Raw genomic sequence first — 25,066 nt, 5'->3', positions numbered from 1 at the left:
TAGAGGATTGAATGAATATACGCTAGGAGGGGAACAATGTATAAGATTTTAAAAGCCGAAACACTGGCAGCCAAGATCCATCTCATGGTCGTACATGCACCGCGTGTAGCAAGCCATTGTCAGCCAGGACAGTTCATTATTGTTAAGATGGACGAGAAGGGTGAGAGAATTCCACTTACCATCTGCGATTACGATCGTGAAGAAGGAACTATTACCATCGTGTTCCAGGAAGTCGGAGCATCCACAATCAAGATGTCCGAATTAAAAGCAGGAGATTCTTTCCGTGACTTCGTAGGACCTCTGGGATGTCCTTCTGAGTTCGTTCATGAAGACATCGAAGAACTCAAGAAGAAAAAAATGGTATTCGTTGCCGGAGGTGTTGGTACAGCACCTGTTTACCCACAGGTAAAATGGCTCCATGAGCACGGAATCACCGCAGATGTGATCCTTGGCTCCAAGACTAAGGACATGGTGATCCTTGAGAAAGAACTTGCGGCTGTTTCCAACCTTTATGTTACAACAGACGACGGATCTTACGGCCGTTCCGGTATGGTAACCAAGACTCTCGAAGACCTTGTTACAAATGAAGGCAAGAGCTATGATGTCTGTGTTGCGATCGGACCGATGATCATGATGAAATTCGTCTGTCTCCTTACCAAGAAGCTTGGTATCCATACCATTGTCAGCATGAACCCGATCATGGTTGACGGAACAGGTATGTGCGGTGCCTGCCGTCTTCAGGTTGGCGATGAGATCAAATTTGCCTGCGTAGACGGACCGGAATTCGACGGACATCTCGTTGATTTCGATCAGGCTATGAAGAGAAGCCAGATGTACAAGACCGAAGAGGGACGTGCATTACTGAAGCTTCAGGAAGGCGATACCCATCACGGCGGATGCGGACAGTGCGGAGGTGACAAGTAATGGCAGATGCAAAAATGTTAAATAAAGTTCCTGTAAGAGAGCAGGATCCGAAGGTACGTGCAACAAACTTTGAAGAAGTTTGTCTTGGATACAATCAGGAAGAAGCAGTAGAAGAAGCACAGAGATGTTTAGGCTGCAAGAAACCGAAATGTGTAGAGGGATGTCCGGTATCCATCAACATTCCAGGATTCATCGAGCAGATCAAAGAAGGCAACATCGAAGAAGCATACAAGGTGATCGGATTATCTTCCGCTCTTCCGGCTATCTGCGGTCGTGTATGTCCACAGGAATCCCAGTGTGAGGGACAGTGTATCCGCGGTAAGAAGGGCGAGGCTGTTTCCATCGGTAAACTGGAGAGATTCGTTGCTGACTACGCTCTGGAGCATGACATCAAACCAGCTGGAGCAGAAGTTAAGAATGGACACAAAGTTGCAGTTATCGGTTCTGGTCCGTCCGGACTTACCTGTGCAGGAGATCTTGCAAAAGCAGGTTATGATGTAACTGTATTCGAGGCTCTTCATGAGCTCGGCGGCGTTCTTGTTTATGGTATCCCGGAATTCCGTCTTCCAAAACAGAAAGTCGTTAAGAAAGAAATCGAAAAAGTCAAAGAACTTGGCGTTAAATTCGAAACAAACGTTGTCATCGGTAAATCCACAACTATCGACCAGCTGATCGAGGACGAAGGATTTGAAGCTGTATTCATCGGCTCCGGTGCAGGTCTTCCGATGTTCATGGGAATCCCGGGAGAGAACGCAAGCGGCGTATTCTCCGCAAACGAATACCTGACAAGAAGCAACCTGATGAAAGCATTCGATGATTCTTATGATACACCGATCGCAGCAGGCAAGAAAGTTGCCGTTGTCGGCGGTGGTAACGTAGCAATGGATGCTGCAAGAACAGCTCTGCGACTTGGTGCAGAAGTACATATCGTATACAGAAGAAGTGAAGCAGAGCTTCCTGCACGAGCAGAGGAAGTTCATCACGCTAAGGAAGAGGGAATTATTTTTGATCTTCTTACCAATCCGAAGGAAATCCTTGTTGATGAGAGCGGACATGTAAACGGTATGAAGGTTGTCAAGATGGAACTCGGCGAGCCGGATGCTTCCGGAAGACGTCGTCCTGTAGAAATCCCAGGATCTGAGTATGACATGGATGTAGATACTGTTATCATGTCACTTGGTACTTCCCCGAACCCGCTGATCTCTTCTACAACCAAGGGACTTGAGATCAACAAGAGAAGATGTATCGTTGCTGAGGAAGAAACCGGTAAGACATCCAAAGACGGCGTATATGCCGGCGGTGATGCCGTTACAGGTGCAGCTACTGTTATCCTTGCCATGGGAGCAGGTAAAGCTGGAGCCAGAGGTATCGATGAATATCTCAAAAATAAATAATATTTAAATGCAGGAAATCCCGGTCAACTCCATGTTGAGCTGATCGGGATTTTTTTTGTTTCACAAACAAATGTTTGGAAACTTGTAAGTTAAAAAAAAATATGTTATACTGACCAGTGTTGATGTGTCGCAACAGTAACAATAAGACACAGACTGTATGAAAAGAAAAGGAAAAGAGTATGACAGTTTTATATGTTATTTTATTAGCTATTGTACAGGGAATTACAGAGTTTCTTCCTGTAAGCAGTTTCGGACATCTCAGTATTCTTGAGAATTTTTTTGGAATGGATCATAATGCTGGTGTTTTGCTGGAAGCCATGCTGCATGTGGGTACTCTCGGTGCTGTGTTTATGACTTTTCAGAAGGATATCAGGCACATTCTTTACGAGATTCTGGACATGACCATGGATATCGTAGGAAATTTTCATTTGTATTTCTACAACAAAAGAACCGGCAAGCAGCTTCATTATGCCAGAATCATCAGCAATACATATCGTAAGTTTGTCGTGCTGCTTCTTGTTTCCATGATCCCGACGATGTTTCTGGGATATACGTCAAGGAGACTGGTTGTGCTGGTCGCAGATTCCACTCTGGTTTCAAGTGCAGGACTTCTGATCACAGGAATTGTCCTGCTTGTGATCGACCTCAGCCGGGCAGGCGGTACGAAGGCTGCCAAGGATGCAAGTCTTTCTAATGCAATGTGGATTGGAATCAGCCAGGGACTTTCTGTCTTTCCGGGACTTTCCAGAAGTGGTCTGACGATCAGTGCAGGACTGATGAGCGGGTTCAGCCGTACTTTTGCAGTGAAATATTCTTATATTTTATCTATTCCGGCAATTCTGGGATCACTGGTTATGGAACTGGGACAGTTTGGTTCGCCTGCTATGACAGTAGGGCTTGGTTTTACTTATGTACTCGGAATGGTTATTTCAGGTATTGTGGCATCTTTTGTGATCCGCTATTGTCTGAAGCTTGTTCAGAAAGGCAGATTTCGTGGATTTGCTATTTATTGTTTTGTGATCGGTTTTGTGACACTGATCATGAATTATGTGGTTACTATTCACAGGTAGTATTCCGCGAGGCGTTTTGCCATGAATATGGCAAAATCCCGAGACATACAGGGCAAAATGCCATCACCGAAGGTGATTTGGAATGCATTTTGACCAAGTTACTGTGAACGGAGTGAACAGTAACATTATATGCTTTAGGCAGCCGGGGCTTCAGACTTCGTGAAGCTATAGCTGTGAGTTGAAATAGTAGGAGGGTGCCCGAAATGGCAGCAAAGAAACAAAGTAACAGAAGAGGAACCACCAAGGCCACTTCCAGGAGAAAAACCGCCGGAAAGAAAGCAGCTGCAAAGAAAACGACTACAAAGAAGCAGGGAGTTACCAGTGGATTCCAGACAGAGATTATTCTCTGGATTTTCTTTGCGGCTTCAGTGATTCTGATCATCAGCAATCTTGGGATGGGAGGAACTGTTGGAGGCAGTATCAGTAAGGCATCTTTTGGAATTATGGGGCTTCTGGCATATCTTTTTCCGGTTTTGCTTTTTGGATGTGCAGTATTTCTTATATCCAACAGGAAAAATCTGCTTGCATATAAGAAAGTTCTGGCAGGAATTATATTCTGGATCTTCCTGTGCGGTCTGATCCAGCTTCTGACAGAGGGATATATGGCAGACACTACCTTTTCGGAATATTACAGAATTTCGTCCGAATACCATACGGGAGGCGGTGTGATCGGAGGCGCGATCTGTATTTCAACCACTTCCGCATTTGGTGTGGTTGGCGGATGTGTGATTATTCTGCTTGTATTGTTAATTACGATGATCCTGGTTACGCAGAAATCTTTCTTCGGATTTATCTTTCGCGTCTGGGACGGGATCTGTGAGCTGGCAAGAGGCGGTCACGAGCGTTATATGGAAGGACAGCCGGAAAGAGATCTCAGGAGAGAACTCCGCCAGCAGGAAAGGAAACTACGCAGGGAACAGAGACAGGCAGAGCGTATGAAAGCTCTGAAGGAAGCACTTACAGAAGAAGCAGATGATGAGGACGAGCCTGAACAGAAATCAAGGAAACATGAATTTCTTGAGGGAACCAAACTGACACCGCCTGCGAAGCCGGAACTGACACCGCTTCCGGCAGAGGAGATGCCACTTCCGCAGGAATCTGTCAAGACGGAGGAAAGCAGTCAGGGACAGCTGGAATTCAGGATTCAGAGAGCAGAAGCAGTCAGAGATTCTGAGGATGAGAATTCAGCTCCTGCTTTTCCGGATTTTTCCAGACAGGAAGCACCGATGGAGAAAGAAGAAATTCCTGCTGCATATCAGGATGAACCAGAAGAAGAAATTCCAGAAACCATAATACCGGAGATTCAGAGCGAACCGGTAGAAGAAACGCCAGATGAAGAAGAGGACGCATATCAGGGAGCTGACTGGCAGGAACAGCTTAAGAGAGAGGTTCGGCCGGAACATACGGCAGAGGTGCAGACAGCAGAACAGCCGGCCGCAGAATCTACGACATCTCAGAAAAAGAATCCGAAATCTTCTGAGCAGGAAATTCAGAGTGGTATTACCAATATTCAGAAAGAAATTACTTCCGCACCTTCAGAAGTTCCAAAGGAATACCATTATCCACCGCTGAAACTTCTGAAACGTGGAGATGGCAAATCGCAGGGAGACTCTGATGCACATCTTCGCAAGACAGCTAAGAAACTACAGGAAACCCTGCACAACTTTGGCGTGAATGTCACAATCACAAATGTGAGCTGCGGTCCTACCGTAACCCGTTATGAATTACAGCCGGAGATGGGAGTCAAGGTAAGCAAGATCGTCAATCTCGCAGATGATATCAAACTGAATCTTGCGACTCCGGATATCCGTATCGAGGCTCCGATCCCGGGCAAGGCTGCTGTAGGGATCGAGGTCCCTAATAAGGAAAATCATGCGGTCATGCTCCGGGAGATCCTGCAGTCCCAGGAATTTCAGGGGGCGAAATCCAAACTGTCCTTTGCTGTAGGTAAGGATATTGCGGGCAAACCGGTAGTCACAGATATTGCCAAGATGCCGCACCTTCTGATCGCAGGTGCGACCGGTTCCGGTAAATCTGTATGTATCAATACACTGATCATCAGTATTCTGTACAAAGCATCGCCGGAGGAAGTCAAGCTTATCATGATCGACCCGAAGGTGGTTGAGTTAAGTGTCTATAATGGCATCCCGCATCTGTTCATCCCGGTCGTCACAGACCCAAAGAAAGCTGCAGGAGCACTCAACTGGGCAGTGTCCGAGATGATGAGTCGTTATAATGCTTTTGCTGAGTATGGCGTTCGAAATCTGGGTGAATATAACCGCAAGATCAGTAACATGGCAGTTCCGGAGGGTGGAACCCCGCAGAAACCGATGCCGCAGATTGTGATCATCGTAGACGAGCTTGCGGACCTTATGATGGTCGCACCGGGAGAGGTAGAGGATGCGATCTGCCGTCTGGCACAGCTTGCACGTGCAGCAGGCATCCATCTGATCATTGCGACGCAGAGACCGTCTGTCAATGTCATCACAGGACTGATCAAGGCGAATATGCCGTCGAGGATTGCATTCTCTGTTTCCTCTGGCGTCGATTCACGAACGATCCTCGATATGAACGGTGCAGAGAAGCTGCTCGGAAAAGGTGATATGCTGTTTTATCCGCAGGGATATCAGAAACCGGCCAGACTGCAGGGGGCTTTTGTCTCCGATGAGGAAGTCAGCAGCATTGTGGAATTCCTTGCGGATAAGAATCCGAAGGTGACATATAATCCGCAGATCGAGCAGCAGGTAAATACGATCAGCCTCTCAGGCGGTTCTTCCGGTGGAAATGATGAGAATGATATCTACTTTGTGGATGCAGGCAAATTCATCATTGAGAAAGAAAGAGCTTCGATCGGTATGTTGCAGAGAATGTTCAAGATCGGCTTTAACAGGGCAGCAAGGATCATGGACCAGCTTTCTGATGCCGGCGTGGTCGGTCCGGAGGAAGGCACGAAGCCACGTAAGGTCCTGATGTCCATGGAAGAATTTGAAACTTATATAGAGGAACATAACGTATAATGGAAATCCGTATTTTAACAGTTGGTAAGATCAAAGAAAAATATCTGAATGACGGCATTGCTGAGTATGCAAAGCGTTTAAGCCGTTACTGCAAACTGACATTCTGCCAGGTTCCGGATGAGAAGACACCGGATAAGGCTTCTGATGCATTGAACGAACAGATCAAGGCGACAGAGGCAGAGCGTCTGATGAAGCACATCCGTGACAATGACTATGTGATCGCGCTTGCGATCGACGGCAAAATGCTGGATTCTGTACAGCTGTCACAGAAGATCGGACAGCTTGGAGTAGAGGGAAAGAGTTCGATCGCGTTTGTGATCGGCGGTTCTCTGGGTCTTGGAGATAAAGTCCTTGACCGTGCTGATTTTAAACTGAGCTTTTCCAGGATGACTTTCCCTCATCAGTTGATGCAGATGATCCTTTTGGAGCAGATCTACCGGGGATACCGGATTCTGAACCATGAGCCTTATCATAAATAATTTTTTACAAGAAAAGGAGGAAACAAAGATGACAACAGAACGTGTAGAAAATATGGCAGGCGGCCAGGGACATGCACTGATCAAGCGCCTTCTGGACGAAAAACAGTTAAATGGCAAATGCAGACTATATGCAGAGGTGACTCTGGAGCCGGGATGTTCTCTTGGATACCATGAGCATCACAATGAGAGTGAGACCTATTATATCCTTTCCGGAAAGGGAATCTACAGCGACAATGGAACACTCCGCATGGTAAGTGCCGGAGATGTGACCTTTACACCGGACGGCCAGGGACATGGCCTTACAAACAGCGGCGATGAAGATCTTGTTTTCATGGCACTGATCATTCTGGACTAAGGAAGAGGGAGGCTGTCCAATGGCGGCTGAGTTAAATACAACGAAATTTGAGAAATTTATATCGGACTATCCGATCTATGAATACCGTCTTCTGGACGCGAAGGCTTTGTCAGTGGCAGAACGGGTGCGGATCGTCTGTCAGCAGGAATGCGAACGTTACGGAACGACCTGGGCCTGTCCACCGGCGGTTGGAACCCTTAAGGAATGTGAGAACAGAATCCACAGTTATGACCGTGCTGTCTTTTTTTCCAGCGTAGCAGAGGTTTCTGACATTATGAATATGGAGGAAATGCTTTCTACCAGAGATGCACATGAAGAACTTACGACCGCTGTGGCAGAATATCTTAAAGGTGAGGGATTTGATACCTTTACCCTTTCGACAGAATCCTGTGATATCTGTAAGGAATGCGCTTATCTTAAGGGCGAGCCATGCAGACATCCGGAGAGGATGCACCCCTGTCTTGAAAGCCACGGTGTTGTAGTCAGTGAGATCGTAGAGCGTGAGGTAATGGAATATAATCTTGGCGGAAATACGATCCTGTGGTTTTCTATGGTACTGTTCCGTGAACCAAAATAAAACTTCATAAAAAGTCTAAATAAAAATCTCCGGCATATATTTAAAAGAAAAGCCGGAGATTTTTTCTATGAAAAAGAAAGAGCAATGGAGGGAAAACCTGGTGGAGGCACTGGAGATCCCACGGGATCTGGCTTTAAAAGAATCGGTTTTTACGGTTACCGGCAAGAGCCAGATACAGATAGGGAATTACAGAAGTATCCTTCGTTATGAGCCGCAGGAACTGATCATCCTGACATTTTCCGGCAAACTGGTGATCCATGGGAAAGGCTTGAAAATCCTGTGGTATACACCGGAAGAGATGCAGATAGAGGGGATTCTGTCAGAAATAATCCTGGAACGATAGAGGTGTTTATGGAAAAGCTGATCTGCTTTTGGAAGGGTTGCATAAAGATTCAGGTCCGGGGAGAACAGACGGAGCGTTTTCTGAACCTCTGCCGGGGAAGAAAAATCTGCATCCGAAATCTTTGCTGTCATCCTGATGGAGCTCTGACAGGGATTCTCGCTGTGAAAGATTTTTTTCTTCTTGGTCCGCTCTGTCGGAAGACAGGTGTCAGGATACATATTGTTGAAAAACATGGACTGCCCTTCTTTTTTTATCGAAGCAAAAAAAGAAAGGCATTTTTTCTTGGGATTTTGCTGTGCATTGGACTTCTTATATTTTTATCAGGACATATCTGGAATATTCGGATCGAGGGTAACAGACAATGCAGTACAGGCGAGATCCTGGAGTTTCTGGACGATCAGGGTATTACACATGGGATTTCAAGAAAAAAGATAAACTGTAGTGAGATTGCCGCGGCAGTCCGGGAAAAATATCCGGAAATCACCTGGGTTTCTGCAAAACTGGAGGGAACCAGGCTGACCCTTGAAGTGCAGGAGGGGATTTTTACAGGAGATGATATGCCAAAGGAGCAGACTGCCAGCAGTCTGGCAGCAGAGAAGGACGGAACGATCGTAAAAATGGTCACCCGTGCAGGAGTCCCGCTGCTTCATCCGGGCGATACCTGCAAAAAAGGGGATATTCTGGTCTCTGGTGTGCTGGAACTGAAGAATGACAGTCAGGAAGTTTATCAATATCAATATGTAAAAGCAGATGCGGATGTCTATATCCAGTACAAACTGGCGTATTATCACGAAGTTCCGATGGAGTATCAGGAAGAAGTTTTTGCAGGAACAGAAAAAAAGGGCGGCTGTGTCCGGCTGGGAAACTGGATCTTTACTTTCGGGGGAAAGAAAGAAAACGGATGGCAACAATCTGTTGAATATCATCCCTGGCAGGTAACAGAGAACTTTTTTCTTCCTGCATCTTATGGAAAAATCGTCAGAAAAGAATATCGTAAAACCGCAAAAAAACGCACAGAAAAAGAGGCAAAGATCGTATCATGGGAGATTTTACAGGCTTATGAGAAAAAATTAATGGAAAAAGGGCTTCAAATATCTGCAAATAATGTTAAAATAGAGGTTGACCATAAGACCTGCATCAGCAAAGGGTCTTTGGAAATCATAGAAAAAACCGGAAGGGAGGTTCCCGTAGAAATACAGGAGCAGCCCGAAGAAAGGACAACAGAGAATGACTAACAGCATTATTGAGTTACACACTCAGGTCCCCGCAGATCTGGAGGGAAATGTGTTCGGCCAGTTTGACGAGCATCTCAAGCTGATCGAGCGCACCCTGAATGTAACACTGATATCCAGAGACGGCAGTTTAAAGATCCTGGGTACAGACGGAAGCGCAACTCAGGCGAAGAAGCTGATAGAAGAACTGGTAACACTTGCAGGCAAGGGAAATACCATTACCCGGCAGAATGTGACCTATGCACTGTCACTTGCCATGGAAGAGCGAAATCAGGTACTTACAGAGATAGATAAGGATTTTATCTGCAACACGATACAGGGACGCCCCATCAAGCCCAAGACTCTTGGACAGAAGGAATATGTAGAGCAGATCCGCAAAAAAATGATCGTATTCGGCATCGGACCGGCAGGAACCGGTAAGACTTATCTGGCAATGGCGATGGCGGTGACTGCATTCCGCAATGAGGAAGTCAGCCGTATCATCCTTACCAGACCGGCGATTGAGGCCGGAGAGAAACTTGGTTTTCTCCCGGGAGACCTTCAGAGCAAGGTAGACCCGTATCTCCGCCCGCTTTATGATGCTCTGTATCAGATCATGGGAGCAGACAGCTTTGCCAAGAATATGGAGCGCGGGCTGATCGAGGTTGCCCCGCTTGCTTACATGCGAGGACGTACCCTTGATAATGCGTTTATCATTCTGGATGAGGCACAGAATACGACACCGGCGCAGATGAAGATGTTCCTGACACGTATCGGCTTTGGCTCCAAGGTAGTTGTGACCGGTGACGCTTCCCAGAAGGACCTTCCGAGAGACGCGGTATCCGGACTTGATGTCGCTGCCAAAGTCCTTAAGAAGATTGATGATATCGGATTCTGCCAGCTTACCAGCAAGGATGTCGTGCGTCATCCACTGGTACAGCAGATCGTACAGGCTTACGATGACTATGAGAAGAAACAGAAGCCGGCAAGACGCACCACACGCCGCAGTGAGGAGAAGAAGAAATGACCATTCAGATCGAGTATGAAACCGAACGCAAATTAGAGATCCCTTATGAGAAACTCGCCGAGAAAGTAGCATCCCATATCCTGGAACTGGAGGAATGCCCGTATGAGATCAGCGTAAACCTGGTCATCACAGACAACGAAGAGATCCGCAAGGTAAATGCGGAATTTCGTCTGATCGATGCACCGACAGACGTGCTTTCTTTCCCGATGATCCCGTTTGAGAAACCGGCAGACTATTCTGTGATCGATGAGAAGGACGAATATTTTGACCTGGATACCGATGAACTGCTTCTTGGAGATGTGATGATCTCCGTAGACAGAGTTTATTCCCAGGCACAGGAATACGGTCACAGCATTGAGCGCGAGTTCAGCTTCCTGTTTGCACACAGCATGCTTCATCTTCTCGGATACGACCATATGACTCCGGAAGAAGCTGCTGTCATGGAGAAAAAGCAGGCCAAAGCCCTCGATGATCTTGGAATCACCAGATAAACAATAAATGCTCTGCCGGGAAACGGCAATAAAATATACTTGGAGAGACATAACGATGAATTACCGTGAGATGTTAAAAGACAAAAAGCGTATTGTGGTAAAGGTAGGTTCTTCCTCTCTGATCCACAAAGAAACCAATAAACTGAACCTGCGTAAACTGGAAGTGCTGGTACGTGAATTGAGCGACCTTCACAATCAGGGCAAGGATGTGGTACTGGTAACTTCCGGTGCTGTTGCGGTAGGTGCTTCCGCTCTCGGACTTCATGAGAAACCGGCTGAACTTAAGAAGAAGCAGGCATGTTCCGCAGTAGGACAGGCAAAGCTTATGATGATCTATCAGAAACTTTTTGCGGAGTACAATCAGGTTGCGGCACAGATCCTGATGACCAAGAATACTATGGTCAACAATCTGAACCGTCACAATGCCAGAAATACATTTGAGGAACTTCTGAATGTCGGGGCAATTCCGGTCGTAAACGAAAATGACTCCATTTCCAGCTATGAGCTTGAGAAACTGGAATCTTTTGGTGATAACGATACCCTGTCAGCCGTCATCGCCGGACTGATCGGAGCCGATCTTCTGATCCTGCTTTCCGATATCGACGGACTGTTTACAGATGATCCGAATGCCAATCCGGATGCAGAGTTCATCCATACGGTTGAGAAACTGGATGAGAAACTCTTAAGCATGGGAAAGGGTCCAAAGAGCAAAGTCGGAACCGGCGGAATGGCAACGAAACTTACTGCTGCCGAGATTGCTACATCTGCGGGCGCAGACATGATCATTGCAAACGGAGCAGATTTCCATATCATTCACAAGATCATGGAAGGACGTAATTATGGAACCTTGTTTGTCGGTGATAAGAAAGAAGAATTTTTCCTGATCGATTATATTGAGAAATTACTTTAAATAAAGGAGATACTTACCATGGGAATGGATAACGTAAAGATCGACCGTATCAACGCACTGGCACACAAAGCCAAGAGCGTAGGTCTTACAGAAGAAGAAAAAGCAGAGCAGGCAGAACTGCGTAAGGAATATCTCGCAGCAGTCCGCGGAAACTTAAGAGCACAGTTAAATAATATCAGCATCAAAGAAGCCGATGGTTCTGTTACAAATTTAGGTGATAAATATGGAAGAAAAAAAACTCATTAGAAAACAGATCTTCAAATTAAGAAAAGAATGTACAGACAGCCAGGTAGAGGCATGGAGCCGTCAGATCGCACAGAAGGTAGCAGAGCTTCCGGAATTTCAGTCAGCACAGAAGATTCTTGCCTATGCAGATTATAACCACGAAGTCATGACAGGTTTCATTATCGAAGAAGCATGGAAGCAGGGCAAGGAAGTCGCAGTTCCGAAAGTTGTCGGACAGGATATGGTATTCTATAAACTGACGGATTTCTCACAGCTTGAAAAGGGATATTTCGGGATCCCTGAGCCGGCGCGTGGCGAGATCGTTCAGTGGGAAGATGCCATGATGGTCATGCCGGGAGTGGCTTTTGACCCGCAGAATCACAGGGTTGGTTACGGCGGCGGCTTTTATGACCGCTTCCTTGAGAAACACCTGCAGATCAAGAGAGTGGCAGTTGCTTTTGATTTCCAGATCTTACCTTCTGTTCCGACAGAACCGACAGATATCTCGCCGGAGATTATCGTTACAGAAAATAAAATCTACCAACTCACAAAATAACAGACCTGTTTCCAGAAGGAGGTTTTGACAATGAATGAAATGTTATTGCAGCTTGGAAAAAATGCCAAGGATGCCGAGACAGAGCTTCGAAATATAACAACAAACAAGAAAAACGAGGTTCTTGAGGCTGTGGCAGATCATCTTGTAGAATGTACAGAACAGTTACTCAGTGCCAATGCGATCGATGTAGAACACGGAAAGGCAAACCACATGCCGGAAGGTCTGGTGGACCGTCTGCTCCTTACCAGAGAGAGAATCGAAGGAATGGCAGAGGGACTTCGTCAGCTTGTGTCTCTCGAAGATCCGATCGGTGAAGTGACCGGAATGAAAAAACGTCCGAACGGACTTCTGATCGGTCAGAAAAGAGTTCCGCTTGGTGTTGTCGGGATCATCTATGAGGCACGCCCGAACGTTACTGCTGATGCATTTGGACTTTGTTTCAAGACTGGCAACGTTGTGATCCTCAAGGGTGGCAGTGATGCACTTCATTCAAACGAGGCGATCGTAAACTGCATCAGAGAGACTTTAGGAGCCCACGGCGTAACAGAAAATGCCATTCAGCTGATCGCAGATACTTCCAGAGAGACTGCGGCTGAGTTCATGAAGATGAACGAATATGTGGATGTCCTGATTCCAAGAGGCGGAAAGGGCCTTATTAAAGCCGTTGTGAACCAGAGCACAATCCCTGTGATCGAGACTGGTACCGGAAACTGCCACATTTATGTGGATGAGAGCGCAGATCTTGATATGGCAGTCAATATCATCCTCAATGCCAAGACACAGAGGGTCGGTGTCTGCAATGCATGCGAGTCTCTGCTTGTCCATGAAAATGTCAAAGAAAAACTTCTTCCGGTCCTTGCAAAGCGTCTTCAGGAGAAACATGTGGAGATGCGTGCAGACAAAGAAGCACAGACACTGATGCCGGGCGCAGTCGCAGCTACAGAAGAAGACTGGGGAACGGAATATCTGGATTACATTCTTTCTATCAAGGTAGTACATAATGTAGATGAGGCGATCGCACATATCAATAAGTACAATACCGGTCATTCAGAGGCGATTATCACAGAGAATTACAGCAATGCACAGAAATTCCTGGATGAAGTGGATGCAGCCGCTGTATATGTAAATGCTTCCACCAGATTCACGGATGGATTTGAGTTTGGATATGGTGCAGAGATCGGAATCAGTACTCAGAAGCTTCACGCAAGAGGACCGATGGGACTCCTTGCTTTGACAACAACCAAATATATTATCTATGGAAATGGCCAGATTCGACCATAAAAGTAAAAAAAGGTCGAACGATAATGACCAGAAATATGCATCGTTGATTTGACATTTTGGATATGCGTGTGTATAATGAAAGACAGTTTATTGATGCAAACTTTGTTTGAAGAACAGCAAATTAACGATGTTACATATTTCGTGCAGCCGGAAAGTGATTTTATGGGAATTTCGACTGTGAAATGAAGACACATGGGAGGATTTAAGTTGAGACGTAAACAATTATATGCAATGATCCTGGCAGGTGCACTTGCTACCGGTGGTGTGCCGGTTACTGCAATGGCAGCAGATGCTGCATCTGAAACAGCAGGTGAGGAAACGGGAGATTTCGGATCTTCCGAAGATACAGATAATTCTGCAGCCGAAGAACAGCCGACAGAAGCACCGGCAGAACCGACAGAGGCACCGACAGAGCCGGAACAGCCGACCGAGGCACCAGCCGAAGAACCGGCAGAGGAGCCGACAGAAGCACCAGCAGAACAGCCGGCGGAAGAAACTACAGAAACTGAGACGGTAGCAGAAGAGAATACAGCTACTGGAATTGCTATTATTAATAAGGATGCCAATGGTAATGATGTACTAGACTATCAGCCATCACTTCAGGCAGCAATTGATAAAGTAGAAGCTGCAACAGCAGATTCAGAAGCTACGGTAATCGAGGTTTCCGATCAGCTTGCATTATCATCTACAGTTACAATAGAGAATAAGAAAGTCTGCATCCGTGCAGCGGGAGATGTTTCTATCGGAAGGGCAGATGATTCTTTTAAAGGAGATATGTTCCAGGTATCTGGAGAAAATGCTTCCCTGCAGTTTGAAGTAAAAGATGATGGCAAACTGACAGTCAGTGGTGCATTTACGAATACAAGCATTACAGCAGAGGGTTCCATTGTTAAAGTGACCGATGGAAGTTTTGGACTTTTTCCAAATGTAATTCTTACCGGAAATAACAGCAGTGCAAAGGGCGCAGCAATTGACTGCACAAGCGGACAGATTGCTCTTGCAGGTGGTACGATCACCGGAAATACCGGCGCAAATGGTGCTGTATACAGTGACTCCGATATTCTTGTACAGGGCACTGTTATAGTAAAAGATAATAAGATCGCGGATGTACAAGCAAACGTATATCTGGATAAGGAAGCAAAATTTATGATTACAGATGAGCTTACAGGTTCAGAGATTTCCTTTACTCATGCTAATGCAGCAGATGGCTGGCAGGTGCTTGGTGCGGTAGCCGAGGTAGAATCAAGTGTTTTTGAGAGTGCTGTGACACAGTTTGGCTATGATACAGATGAGTATACTCTGAATGCAGCTGATACAACAACAAAAACAGTCACATTGAAAAAGAAGGCAGATACACCGGATCCAGATCCGGAACCGACAAAGGATTTCCTTAGCTATAAAAGTGGTACACTGAAATGGACGAGTCATACAGCAGTTTCTGTTGAACTGTCTAATACCAAGGATTGTAAGTGGTATTATACTTATGTAGATTCAGGAACAAGCGAAGCCAAAATCAAAAAGATGTATGATGCAAAACATACTACAACATCAGTTAAGGCAAATAAAGGATTTACAGTTACAGCAACAAATGTTCCGGAAAAGAACAACAAATGGCTGGTTGTTTTTGCGACATCTACTGATGGAACGACTGAAATGAAATATTTCAAACTTGACGAGGACAGCTTCAATAAAAAACGTCCGCCTAAGGAAGCGTCTTTCCTGACTTATAAGAGCGGTACTTTGAAATGGACAAATCATACTACCGTTTCTTTGGATTTTTCTACAACTCAGGATTGCAAATGGTATTATTTCTTTGTAGATGCAGGTACCAGTGTAGAGACAATCCAGAACATGTATGATTCAAGCCGGGCTACAAATGCAGTAAAAGCAAATACAGCATTCACTGTCAAAGCAGAGAATGTTCCGGAGGCAGACAGTTGGCTGGTTGTTTGTGCAAAGCCTACAACTGGTAAAGCTAAGATGAGTATTTTTAAATTAAATACTCCTAGCTTTAAGACGAAGCGTCCGCCTGCATCAAACAATAATACTCGTAAAGCACGTACCTATTCTGTCTCTGAACTTGCTTCCAAGAGCAAGATCACCGGTCTGAAGGATCCGCTGAAATTTACTCCGGGTACATTTTATGAGTTTTCAGTAACCGGAGCCGGTCAGAATGATGAGCCGCCGTATGTTTCCGGCGATGAAAGATGGATTCCGATGTACTGGAGTATGAAGGAAAATCCGACGGAACCTTCAGACAAGAATACTACATTCCGAATTGGTTCTCCGAAAGGTATTAAGGATGCTAAGACTTACAACATCTATGTATTCTTCAAGAAACAGATTTACAACGGATCAGAATGGCAGGATACAGATGTAATTGAATCCGTCAAAACCCAGTTCAGCTCACAGGAACTTACAGACGCTGACCTTACCATAACCCCAACCGGAGATGCAGGTGGAACAGGCGGCGGAAGCGGAAGTGGAAGCGCAACTGACGCAGAGCTGACTGCAACAGAAGCAGCAACAGAGAAAGCAAATGGTTCCAGCTCCAAGTCCGCAGTTTCTACTATGGATGAATCTCCAATCGGAACTATGGCAACACTGGCAGTACTCTCACTGCTGGCAGCCGGATATATCCTGATCCGCAAACGCAAAAAAGACATTTAATAAATCTCAAAACAAAAGATTTTACAGAGGCAGGTTCTTTTGACCTGCCTCTTTTCATATATTAATACAGGGCAGATACATGATTTTGGATAAAAAATCTGTAATAAAAGAAATATGGAGGGAAAAGATTATGCCAGATACACGATCCTGTACATATGAAGATCTTTATTATGAAATGTGGGAGATTTCCCAGAGATACAGCCAGATCGCACAGTTTCGCGTCATTGGGAAAAGTCATGATGAGAGAATGATTCCGATGGTAGAACTGGGAAAAGGGACAAATTGTATTTTCTGTCTTTCCGGGCTTACCGGACTGGACAGGCAGACACCGATGTTTCTGATCCGGATGATGCAGGAATATGTCAAAGCCTGGGAAAGTGGATGGAAGATGGAAGAAATCTATGAAGTCGGAGAAGTTCTGCAAAACTGGCGTCTATGCTTCATACCGCTGCTCAATCCCGATGGTTATGAAATCTATACAGGAGATTTCCAGGCGATTCGTAATCCGATCTATCGGCAGATGCTTCGCATGCAGGAAATACCGAGTCAGGAGTATACCGGGAACAGCAGAGGCGTTGATCTCAGAAAGAACTTTCCTACACAATATTATCAGCGTAAACAGGTTATGCAGCAGCCTGCAAGTGAAAATGAGACGAAAGCATTGATCCGGATCTTTCAGGAATATCCAAGCTGTGGACTTTTATCATTTGACCATTTTCGAAATCGTATTTTGTATTTTAAACAGTCGAAATCTTTTGCAGCAAACCAGAAAAGTTATCGTCTGGCGAGACATCTCCAGAAATGCAGCAGTTACTACATGGAGAATTCCGGAAATGGCCAGGGGGATTTTTCTGTTGCAGGCCGTCCGGGAACCGGTTCGCCGGAACAGTTTTATGCAGAAATCTGCCATAAGCCGTCATTTCGGATCGAAACCCTGGAAGCAGAAGGAAAGACCAGAGAAGAGCAGCTGCAAAGCGAATATCGAAAGATCCATACCCTTCCGCTTGAGTATTTGTTTTCACTGTAGATATTCCGCTTGCACATATCAGAAATTTTTTGTACAATATATAATTGTTAGCATTTTGACCATGAAAGAATATTTTATCAGATCTGACTGATCATCGAGATATTACGAATCTATGGATAAGGAGTTATTGGAAATGACAAAAGAATCACAGAAAACAAATACCATGACTGCGGAAGAAACTGCACGTCAGAATTCTTTTATTGAACTGGCAAAGACACTTACTGCACAGAAATCAAATACACTTGGCCGCCCTCTGACTTACTGCCTGACAACATTTGGATGTCAGATGAATGAGAAACAATCCGAAGTTGTGGCAGGAATCATGGATGAGATCGGCTATCACAGACAGGATAACGAGGAAGCAGATGTCGTGATCTACAATACCTGTACTGTCCGTGAAAATGCAAACCTCAAGGTTTATGGAAGACTTGGACATCTTCACAGCCTCAAGGACAAGAATCCGGATATGAAGATCATCCTGTTCGGCTGTATGATGCAGGAGCCGCATGTTGTTGAGAAGATCAAGAAGACATACCCATTCGTAAACCTTGTTTTTGGAACCCACAATATTTTTAAATTTGCTGAGCTGTTTTATGATATGCAGCAGTCTGAACAGCAGATCGTTGATATCTGGGAAGGAACAGATCAGATCGTGGAGGATCTGCCGACAGAGAGAAACTATACTTTCAAATCCGGTGTCAACATCATGTTTGGCTGCAATAACTTCTGTAGCTACTGTATCGTGCCGTATGTTCGCGGCCGTGAGCGCAGCCGTGAACCGGAGGCAATCGTCAAGGAAGTAAAACGTCTGGCAGCGGACGGCGTTTCCGAAGTCATGCTTCTTGGACAGAATGTAAACTCTTATGGCAAGACACTGGAGAATCCGGTTACTTTTGCACAGCTTCTGGAAATGCTGGAAGATATCGAGGGACTCAAAAGAATCCGTTTCATGACTTCCCATCCGAAGGATCTTTCCGATGAACTGATCGCGACGATGGCAAAGAGCAAAAAGATCTGTCATCATCTCCATCTTCCGCTTCAGTCCGGCAGCAGCCGTATTCTGAAGGTGATGAACCGCCGCTATGACAAAGAGAAGTATCTGGATCTGGTAGACCGTATCCGCACAGCAATCCCGGATATTTCCCTGACAACAGATATTATTGTTGGTTTCCCTGGTGAGACAGAGGAGGATTTCCAGGAGACACTGGATGTTGTTGCCAAATGTGGCTATGATACAGCATTTACTTTCCTGTATTCCAAACGAAGCGATACACCGGCTGCAGCTATGGAAAATCAGGTTCCGCAGGATGTGGCAAAAGAAAGATTCAACCGTCTTCTTGCCCTGGTACAGCAGGAAGGCCGCAGACGTTCCTCCAGATTTGAGGGAAGCGTGCAGGAAGTTCTCGTAGAGGAAGAAAGCAAAGAGAAGGGAATTTTTACCGGAAGAACGGAATATAATCTGCTGGTACATTTCCCGGGAAATGAATCCCTCCTTGGCAAATATGTCAGAGTCCATCTGGATGAATGCAGAGGCTTCTACTATCTGGGAACACTGGAAGAAAACGAATGAAGATTTATCTTGCCCCGTTAGAGGGAATCACGAATTACGTATATCGTAAGGCTCTTTTTGAATGCTTTGATGGATTTGACAAATATTTTATCCCGTTCATCCGTGCCAAGCAGAATCTCAACTTAAGCGGAAGGGAAAAGAAAGACCTGCTGCCGGAGAATAATGAGGGAATGTATGCAGTTCCTCAGATCCTTACGAAGAAGGCAGAGGATTTTATCCGAACAGTGGAACTTCTCAGTGAATACGGCTACCAGGAAGTCAACTTAAATCTTGGCTGTCCGTCCAAAACTGTCGTGACCAAGGGCTGCGGCGCCGGATTTCTTGACCGACCTGAGGAACTGGAACGTTTTCTGGATGAGATCTTTGCGAAGTGCAATATTCAGATCTCCGTCAAAACACGGCTGGGAATGGAAGATGCATCGGGATTTCCTGAATTGATGAAACTGTATAATAAATTCCCGATGAAAGAACTCATTATCCATCCGCGTGTGCAGAAGGATTTTTACAAAAATACTCCAAATCTGGAAATGTTTGCAGAAGCTTTTGCGATGAGTACAAATCCGGTCTGCTATAATGGTGATATTTTCTGCGTGGAGGATCATCAGAGAATCTGTGAGAGATTTCCGGAACTTGATGCAGTCATGAGCGGCAGAGGTACGCTTACGAATCCTGCCCTTGCAAGAGAGATAAGGGGTGGACAGGCTCTTACCAAAGCGGAACTTCGGAAGTTCCATGATCTGGTGTATCATACATATCGCGCAGAAGTTTCCGGCGACCGCAACGTTCTTTTTAAGATGAAAGAACTCTGGTTTTATATGGGACCGCTGTTTGCAAACAATAAAAAATATCTCAAAAAAATCAAAAAAAGTGAAAAATGCATCGTATATGAGAGCGCCGTTGCAGAATTATTTTCAAATGAAGAGCTGATTCTTTAAAGAAGAGACTTTTACTGAACAGACAACATACAGTAGAAGTCTTTTTTTTGTCTGTTCAGGTTTTCCAAGGGCGTGAATCGTGATAATTTTACAATAATTTAAGCGAAGATTGATAGTTTACGGACAATAGAAGTGTTATGATGACTTTCGAAGTAAGAATAATAATCGAACGAGGAGCGAGAATAGATGTTATATCAGCGGCCCTTGTTATAGCTGATAAAACAGATGTCAGAAGAAGCCGGGTGCGTCAGAAAGAAAAATCAGCATTTGATATCCATGACCGCGTAAATTATGCAGTTACAGATTCGAAACTTAAGATAGATGAAGAAAAATCTGTGATTGCGCTAAACCTTCAGATTGATGAAAATATTTGCTCCATGTACGATTATTTTGAGATCTTTCTTGGAAGAATGATGTTCTGCAGGAAGTCTGCTGAAATTCTTGGGACAACTTTTAAGCTGACAGTAAATGGAAGAAAAGTTTTGTAAAAATTTTCTGTCTGAATCGTTCTTCCGTAAAGAAAAAGGCGGCTGACATGAAACAGCTCATGTCGGTCGCCTTTTCTTCGTAAAATATTGGGCTCTTAATGATAAGTTTCTTCCAGGACAAGATTCTCCTCAAACGAGCCGGAGGAATCATCCGAAGAATCGGAACCACCGGTGTCATAATCGGTCTGGACATCACCGGAACTGCTGTCATCATGAGAAGAGTCGGATCCGTCATCGGTCGGATAAGTGATCTGATCGGAAGTATTGTAATCACCGGAGTTATCGTCTTCGTTGATGTAATCATCCGAAGAAGTGTTATCATCATGGGAAACATCAGAACTTCCATCATCATTCTGGGTGGTATCTGCATCAGAGGAGGATGTGTCAGAACTTCCGGAATCATCAGAGGTATCGTAGTCATAATTGCTGTCCTTGGAATAGATCGTAAATCCGGCATCCTCCGCTTCGGACTGCTTCTCGGCTTCTGCCTCGGCAGCTGTCTCGGGTGCTTCCTTAAAGGTGCTGGTGGCACGTGCCCGGAGAACACTGGCATCCTTGGGGACAACAGCATAGACCATAACCATCGCACAGCAGAAACATGCAGTCATGATTCCAATTTTTATCTCGTCTTTGTATTTCATAGTTATTCCTTCTTTGTACCTGTTTTTACAGTAAGTATACCATGGATCGGACAAAAATTGTAATAAAAATTATTCCAGTTTTTTTGATGAATTTGCATATATAAAGTTGTTTTATTAAAAAATTGACAGCATATTTCCTGAAAGCGTATAATAAAACTAATCATTTTTGATGATCTGGGGGGATTTACAGTGCTGTCGGGAAATTTGCAGATCAAAAAACTAAGCCATTATTTTCTTATCACAATACTGTGGTGTTTGTGTGTGGGAGTTCTGGCTTTTTTTAGTGTAGATGTTTCTGCGCAAAGTGCGGAAACCGTAAAAGTAGGCTATTATTTTTCGAATAATTTTCAGGAAGGTATGGATGACAGGGCTCCAAAAAGCGGATACAGTTACGAATATCTTCAGAAACTTGCATCTTATACAGGCTGGAAATATGAGTATGTTTATGGCGAATGGGATGAACTGTTCGAGAAGCTGAAGGACGGCGAGATCGATCTGATGGCAGGTGTGGCTTATTCTGAGGACAGAGTGGATCAGATCGGCTATCCGGACAGTGAAATGCTGAATGAGACTTTTTATATTTATAAGGATACGGATGATAGCTCCATGCAGTGCGGCGACATTGCCTCATACAGTGGCAAGAAGATCGGTACGCTCAAAGGTGATCAGCGTATGACTGCAGCACTGGAACAATGGAAAGCCAGACACCGTGCCGATATTGAGATTGAATATTATTCGGATTTTACGGAATGTGCCAGGGTATTTAATGAACAGCAGATCGATGGGTTTGTAAGTGCCGATAATGTGGTTTCTTCTTACTCTGGTATCACTCCTAAAAGATCGGCAAGCAGCTTTTTTATCTGTGCACTGCAAAGGAAAGGGAGGATCTGCTCAGTGAACTGAATATGGCAATGTCCATTATGAATGAGCGGGATGCGGTGGAAGTTGATGAGCTGCGAAACAAATATTATACAGAAACAACGGTCAGTGTTTTTCTTTCGCAGCAGGAACAGCAGTGGATGAAGGAACATGCTCAGATAACGGTGGGCTACCTGGCAGACTATCTGCCATACTGCGATAAGGCAGAGGACGGATCTGCGACCGGCCTTGTGTCGGACATCGTACCGGATCTGTTTGATGCACTTTCCGGTGATTATGATCCGGAGATCATTTACAGATGCTTTGATGACCAGCAGGAAATGCTGGACTGCCTGAAAAACGGAGAAGTGGATTTTGTAATGCCTGTCAGTGATGGAAAGTGGTATGCAGAGCAGGAAGAATTTGTGCAGAGTTCTGCTGTCGTTGCGTTTCCGATAGCACTCGTTTACCGCGAGCCGTATGATAATGAGGTTACTTCCAGAATTGCGGTAAATCAGAATAATCTCCGTCAGTACTGGTATACACTGGCGAATTATCCGGATGCTGAGATCGTGATGTATGATGGGATCGAGGCGTGTATTGATGCAGTTAATTCGGGAGAGGCAGACAGCACACTTTTGAGTGCGCTTCGTGTCAGCCAGCTCCTGAACGGAGAAAAAAAGTTAAACATCATTACGCTGTCAGACAGTGAAAAACTCTGTTTCGGAGTCGCTGCCGGAAATAAGGCACTGCTTCAGATCCTGAACCATGGACTCAGTATTCTGGGAGAAAGTTATGGGCTTAATCACACGTATCGTTATCTTGATACGGTTGTGACTTATACACTGACGGATGTTATCCAGGATCATGTCTGGCTTTTTATCGGATTGCTGACAGTCCTGCTCATACTGATCGTTACCTATTTTATCCACAGGGAACAGGAGCAGAAAAAGGCAGCCCAGCATGAGCTGAAACAGAAGGAACTTCTGGAGAAAGCTCTGTGCGCAGCAAAGCAGGCATCCGTAGCCAAAAAAGTATTTCTGCAGAATATGTCCCATGATATCCGGACACCGATGAATGCAGTGCTGGGCTTTACAAATCTGGCGATCCAGGCGGGCGGTGATACAGAAAAGACACAGGATTATCTCTCAAAGATAAAGATATCGGGAAATCATCTTTTGGGGATCGTAAATGAAGTACTGGAGATCAGCAGGATTGAGAGCGGGCAGACAAAGCTGGATGAAAGTGTCTGGAGCATCGCGGATATCGTAAGGGAAACAGATATCATCATCCGGGATCAGGCTCTGGCGAAGAAGCAGGAATTTTCCATTGATATCTGGCAGGTCCAGGATATGTATATTTACTGTGATAAGCTGCGTGTGAAGGAAATCCTGGTCAATCTTCTTGGAAATGCGGTGAAGTACACCCAAACTGGTGGCAGCATTTCCCTGCGGATCATACAGAAACCCTGTGAAAAGGAAAATTTTGGAAATTATGAGATCCATGTCAAAGACAATGGCTGCGGCATGAGTGAGGAATTTCTCCAGAAGATCTTTGAGCCATTTGAGCGTCAGGCAAACTCCACGATCAGCGGCATTCAGGGAACCGGGCTTGGGATGACGATCATCAAAGGATTTGTAGATGCCATGGGTGGAACGATCGATATCAAATCAGAGGAAAACAAGGGAACTGAGATCATCGTCCGGCTGTGTCAGAGGATCGCGGAAGCACCAGAGAAATCAGAAGAACAGAAGACAATTTCCTGTTCGCCGGAACTTTTTGCCGGCAAAAGAGTCCTTCTTGTGGAGGACAACAGCATGAACCGTGAAATCGCCACTGCCATTCTGGAAGAGGCTGGCTTCAAAGTAGATACTGCTGAAAACGGTGCCATTGCCGTAGAAAAAGTCACCTATTACCCGGAAGGCTTTTATGATGTCATCCTCATGGACATCCAGATGCCAGTTATGGACGGCTACACCGCCACCAGAAAGATTCGCTCTTTGGAAAACAAAGCCATCGCAAAGATCCCGATCATCGCCGTTTCCGCCAACGCCTTCGACGAAGACCGCCAGACCTCCCTGGAAGCAGGCATGAACGGACACCTGGCAAAACCGATCGTGGTGGATGAGCTCTTGGAGGTACTTGGGGGGATACTAGAGTAAAAAAGGATCGCGAGGCATCGGGACAGATAAACAATTTAGTTCCCGATGCCTGATATGCCAATTATGTTAAGGCACCAGCATCGATTTATCCGCAAGACCAATTTCCAATGCCAGAACTGTCGATTATGTTAGGTTTTCAGCATCGGATTTAGCATATAGCATATTTTTCCGATGCTGAAAGCCCAGTAGGATTTTTCATGAATGATCTGGGAGCTAATACCATATGTTGCTACAAATACAGTCCGAAAGATGTGGTTTCTAACATTGAAGGTGAACCATTTATTAACACGGTTCCAATAGAAACAGGTCTTACTAATGCTGCTGTTAAAAATGAGGAATTTCGTGTGGTTGGTCTTAATTTTGAAAATCCGGAACTTCATGAGGGAATGATACGATTTGACATTATATTTTATGTCAGGATGAGGGATGGGTTGTCTCAGGATTTAACAGTAAACGAAAAACTGGATATTATTGGAACTGAATATGCAATTCCAATGGAAAAAGATTTCAGAGAGGATGTGAGTATTATGTGTAATTTGAGCCAGAAAATTAAAGAGACTGGAATTGAAACCGGAATTGAGATGGGTAAACGGGAAATGATTATGAAAATGTACAACAAAGGTTATACAGCTGCTCAGATCGCGGATGTAGCTGAAATGGACGAAAAAAAGATAAAAGATATCATAAAAAATGCTGAATTGTTGACAGTATAAAAGATTGAACAGAATCTGATTATTCAAATGTTGTGTAATTGGATGTTTGGCGGGGTGTTACGATAAGCATCAGCTGCGATGCAGGTATTTCCACAACAGTTACAAAAAGATGGTGAACTAGACTGAATCCACCATCTTTTTT

General features: G+C 45.0%; 24 protein-coding genes. 23 read left to right on the top strand and 1 reads right to left on the bottom strand.

The features are described 5' to 3' along the window. The first annotated feature begins 36 nt into the window (after positions 1-36). The 20 genes from DWX28_RS11940 (at position 37) to DWX28_RS11835 (ending at position 20,550) form a co-directional block, all read left to right on the top strand. Entirely contained in the window at positions 37-924 is an 888-nt protein-coding gene (locus tag DWX28_RS11940; protein WP_022215042.1) for a sulfide/dihydroorotate dehydrogenase-like FAD/NAD-binding protein, read from the top strand. Further along, positions 924-2,318: an NADPH-dependent glutamate synthase gene (gene gltA, locus DWX28_RS11935; protein ID WP_022215043.1), complete on the top strand. Its 1,395-nt coding sequence runs from the start codon at positions 924-926 to the stop codon at positions 2,316-2,318. Before DWX28_RS11940 ends, gltA begins: the two co-directional genes overlap by 1 nt. 179 nt (positions 2,319-2,497) lie before the next feature. Next, positions 2,498-3,388, top strand: coding sequence for an undecaprenyl-diphosphate phosphatase (locus tag DWX28_RS11925; protein WP_118252820.1), 891 nt, complete (start codon positions 2,498-2,500; stop codon positions 3,386-3,388). Positions 3,389-3,591: 203 nt separating this feature from the next. Continuing rightward, positions 3,592-6,405 (top strand): FtsK/SpoIIIE family DNA translocase, encoded by a 2,814-nt coding sequence (locus DWX28_RS11920; RefSeq protein WP_118252819.1) that lies wholly within the window; start codon positions 3,592-3,594, stop codon positions 6,403-6,405. Continuing rightward, positions 6,405-6,884 carry a 23S rRNA (pseudouridine(1915)-N(3))-methyltransferase RlmH gene (gene rlmH / locus DWX28_RS11915; protein ID WP_118252818.1) on the top strand — a complete coding sequence of 160 codons (480 nt, stop codon included), beginning with the start codon at positions 6,405-6,407 and terminating at the stop codon, positions 6,882-6,884. Before DWX28_RS11920 ends, rlmH begins: the two co-directional genes overlap by 1 nt. Before the next feature lie 28 nt (positions 6,885-6,912). Further along, on the top strand, positions 6,913-7,239 hold the full coding sequence (locus DWX28_RS11910) for a cupin domain-containing protein (protein ID WP_022215046.1): 327 nt from the start codon (positions 6,913-6,915) through the stop codon (positions 7,237-7,239). Between the two features lie 19 nt (positions 7,240-7,258). Then, on the top strand, positions 7,259-7,816 hold the full coding sequence (locus DWX28_RS11905; RefSeq protein WP_118252817.1) for a DUF2284 domain-containing protein: 558 nt from the start codon (positions 7,259-7,261) through the stop codon (positions 7,814-7,816). A gap of 67 nt (positions 7,817-7,883) precedes the next feature. Next, a complete protein-coding gene (locus DWX28_RS11900; protein ID WP_022215048.1) occupies positions 7,884-8,159 on the top strand; it encodes a YabP/YqfC family sporulation protein in 276 nt (91 codons plus the stop codon). An 8-nt stretch (positions 8,160-8,167) separates the two neighbouring features. Then, positions 8,168-9,394 (top strand): sporulation protein YqfD, encoded by a 1,227-nt coding sequence (locus DWX28_RS11895; RefSeq protein ID WP_118252816.1) that lies wholly within the window; start codon positions 8,168-8,170, stop codon positions 9,392-9,394. After that, positions 9,387-10,397: a PhoH family protein gene (locus DWX28_RS11890; RefSeq protein WP_022215050.1), complete on the top strand. Its 1,011-nt coding sequence runs from the start codon at positions 9,387-9,389 to the stop codon at positions 10,395-10,397. Before DWX28_RS11895 ends, DWX28_RS11890 begins: the two co-directional genes overlap by 8 nt. After that, positions 10,394-10,888, top strand: coding sequence for an rRNA maturation RNase YbeY (gene ybeY, locus DWX28_RS11885; RefSeq protein WP_022215051.1), 495 nt, complete (start codon positions 10,394-10,396; stop codon positions 10,886-10,888). The genes DWX28_RS11890 and ybeY overlap by 4 nt, the downstream gene beginning before the upstream one ends. Positions 10,889-10,943: 55 nt before the next feature. Further along, positions 10,944-11,798, top strand: coding sequence for a glutamate 5-kinase (proB, locus tag DWX28_RS11880; protein WP_022215052.1), 855 nt, complete (start codon positions 10,944-10,946; stop codon positions 11,796-11,798). 24 nt (positions 11,799-11,822) lie between these two features. Then, complete coding sequence (locus DWX28_RS11875) at positions 11,823-12,044, top strand: DUF896 domain-containing protein (protein ID WP_118252829.1); 222 nt, start codon at positions 11,823-11,825, stop codon at positions 12,042-12,044. Continuing rightward, on the top strand, positions 12,022-12,579 hold the full coding sequence (locus DWX28_RS11870; RefSeq protein ID WP_022215054.1) for a 5-formyltetrahydrofolate cyclo-ligase: 558 nt from the start codon (positions 12,022-12,024) through the stop codon (positions 12,577-12,579). Before DWX28_RS11875 ends, DWX28_RS11870 begins: the two co-directional genes overlap by 23 nt. A gap of 30 nt (positions 12,580-12,609) precedes the next feature. Continuing rightward, a complete protein-coding gene (locus tag DWX28_RS11865; protein ID WP_022215055.1) occupies positions 12,610-13,860 on the top strand; it encodes a glutamate-5-semialdehyde dehydrogenase in 1,251 nt (416 codons plus the stop codon). A gap of 207 nt (positions 13,861-14,067) precedes the next feature. Beyond that, positions 14,068-16,530, top strand: coding sequence for a hypothetical protein (locus DWX28_RS11855; protein ID WP_158565312.1), 2,463 nt, complete (start codon positions 14,068-14,070; stop codon positions 16,528-16,530). Positions 16,531-16,660: 130 nt separating this feature from the next. Then, on the top strand, positions 16,661-17,557 hold the full coding sequence (locus DWX28_RS11850; RefSeq protein ID WP_022215057.1) for a M14 family zinc carboxypeptidase: 897 nt from the start codon (positions 16,661-16,663) through the stop codon (positions 17,555-17,557). Positions 17,558-17,690: 133 nt separating this feature from the next. Beyond that, positions 17,691-19,127, top strand: a complete 1,437-nt coding sequence (gene miaB / locus DWX28_RS11845; RefSeq protein ID WP_022215058.1) for a tRNA (N6-isopentenyl adenosine(37)-C2)-methylthiotransferase MiaB — start codon at positions 17,691-17,693, stop codon at positions 19,125-19,127. Continuing rightward, positions 19,124-20,062, top strand: a complete 939-nt coding sequence (locus DWX28_RS11840) for a tRNA dihydrouridine synthase (RefSeq protein ID WP_022215059.1) — start codon at positions 19,124-19,126, stop codon at positions 20,060-20,062. Before miaB ends, DWX28_RS11840 begins: the two co-directional genes overlap by 4 nt. Before the next feature lie 137 nt (positions 20,063-20,199). Beyond that, entirely contained in the window at positions 20,200-20,550 is a 351-nt protein-coding gene (locus DWX28_RS11835) for a hypothetical protein (protein WP_330417657.1), read from the top strand. A gap of 95 nt (positions 20,551-20,645) precedes the next feature. On the opposite strand, the gene DWX28_RS11830 is transcribed toward DWX28_RS11835, so the two are convergent. Next, complete coding sequence (locus DWX28_RS11830; RefSeq protein ID WP_022215061.1) at positions 20,646-21,191, bottom strand: hypothetical protein; 546 nt, start codon at positions 21,189-21,191, stop codon at positions 20,646-20,648. Between the two features lie 357 nt (positions 21,192-21,548). Between DWX28_RS11830 and DWX28_RS11825 the strand changes: the two genes are divergently transcribed. The 3 genes from DWX28_RS11825 to DWX28_RS11815 all read left to right on the top strand — a co-directional run bounded on the left by DWX28_RS11825 (position 21,549) and on the right by DWX28_RS11815 (position 24,924). Continuing rightward, positions 21,549-22,094 (top strand): substrate-binding periplasmic protein, encoded by a 546-nt coding sequence (locus DWX28_RS11825; protein WP_147342106.1) that lies wholly within the window; start codon positions 21,549-21,551, stop codon positions 22,092-22,094. Between the two features lie 2 nt (positions 22,095-22,096). Continuing rightward, positions 22,097-24,211 (top strand): ATP-binding protein, encoded by a 2,115-nt coding sequence (locus DWX28_RS11820; protein ID WP_118252813.1) that lies wholly within the window; start codon positions 22,097-22,099, stop codon positions 24,209-24,211. A 197-nt stretch (positions 24,212-24,408) separates the two neighbouring features. After that, positions 24,409-24,924, top strand: a complete 516-nt coding sequence (locus DWX28_RS11815; protein WP_118252812.1) for a hypothetical protein — start codon at positions 24,409-24,411, stop codon at positions 24,922-24,924. Positions 24,925-25,066 lie beyond the last annotated feature (142 nt).

Origin of the sequence: Blautia sp. AF19-10LB (genome assembly GCF_003461245.1) — a bacterium.
Lineage (GTDB): Bacteria > Bacillota > Clostridia > Lachnospirales > Lachnospiraceae > Blautia_A > Blautia_A intestinihominis.
Note: the sequence above shows the minus strand (reverse complement) of the source record. Positions and strands in the feature narration are given on the sequence as shown.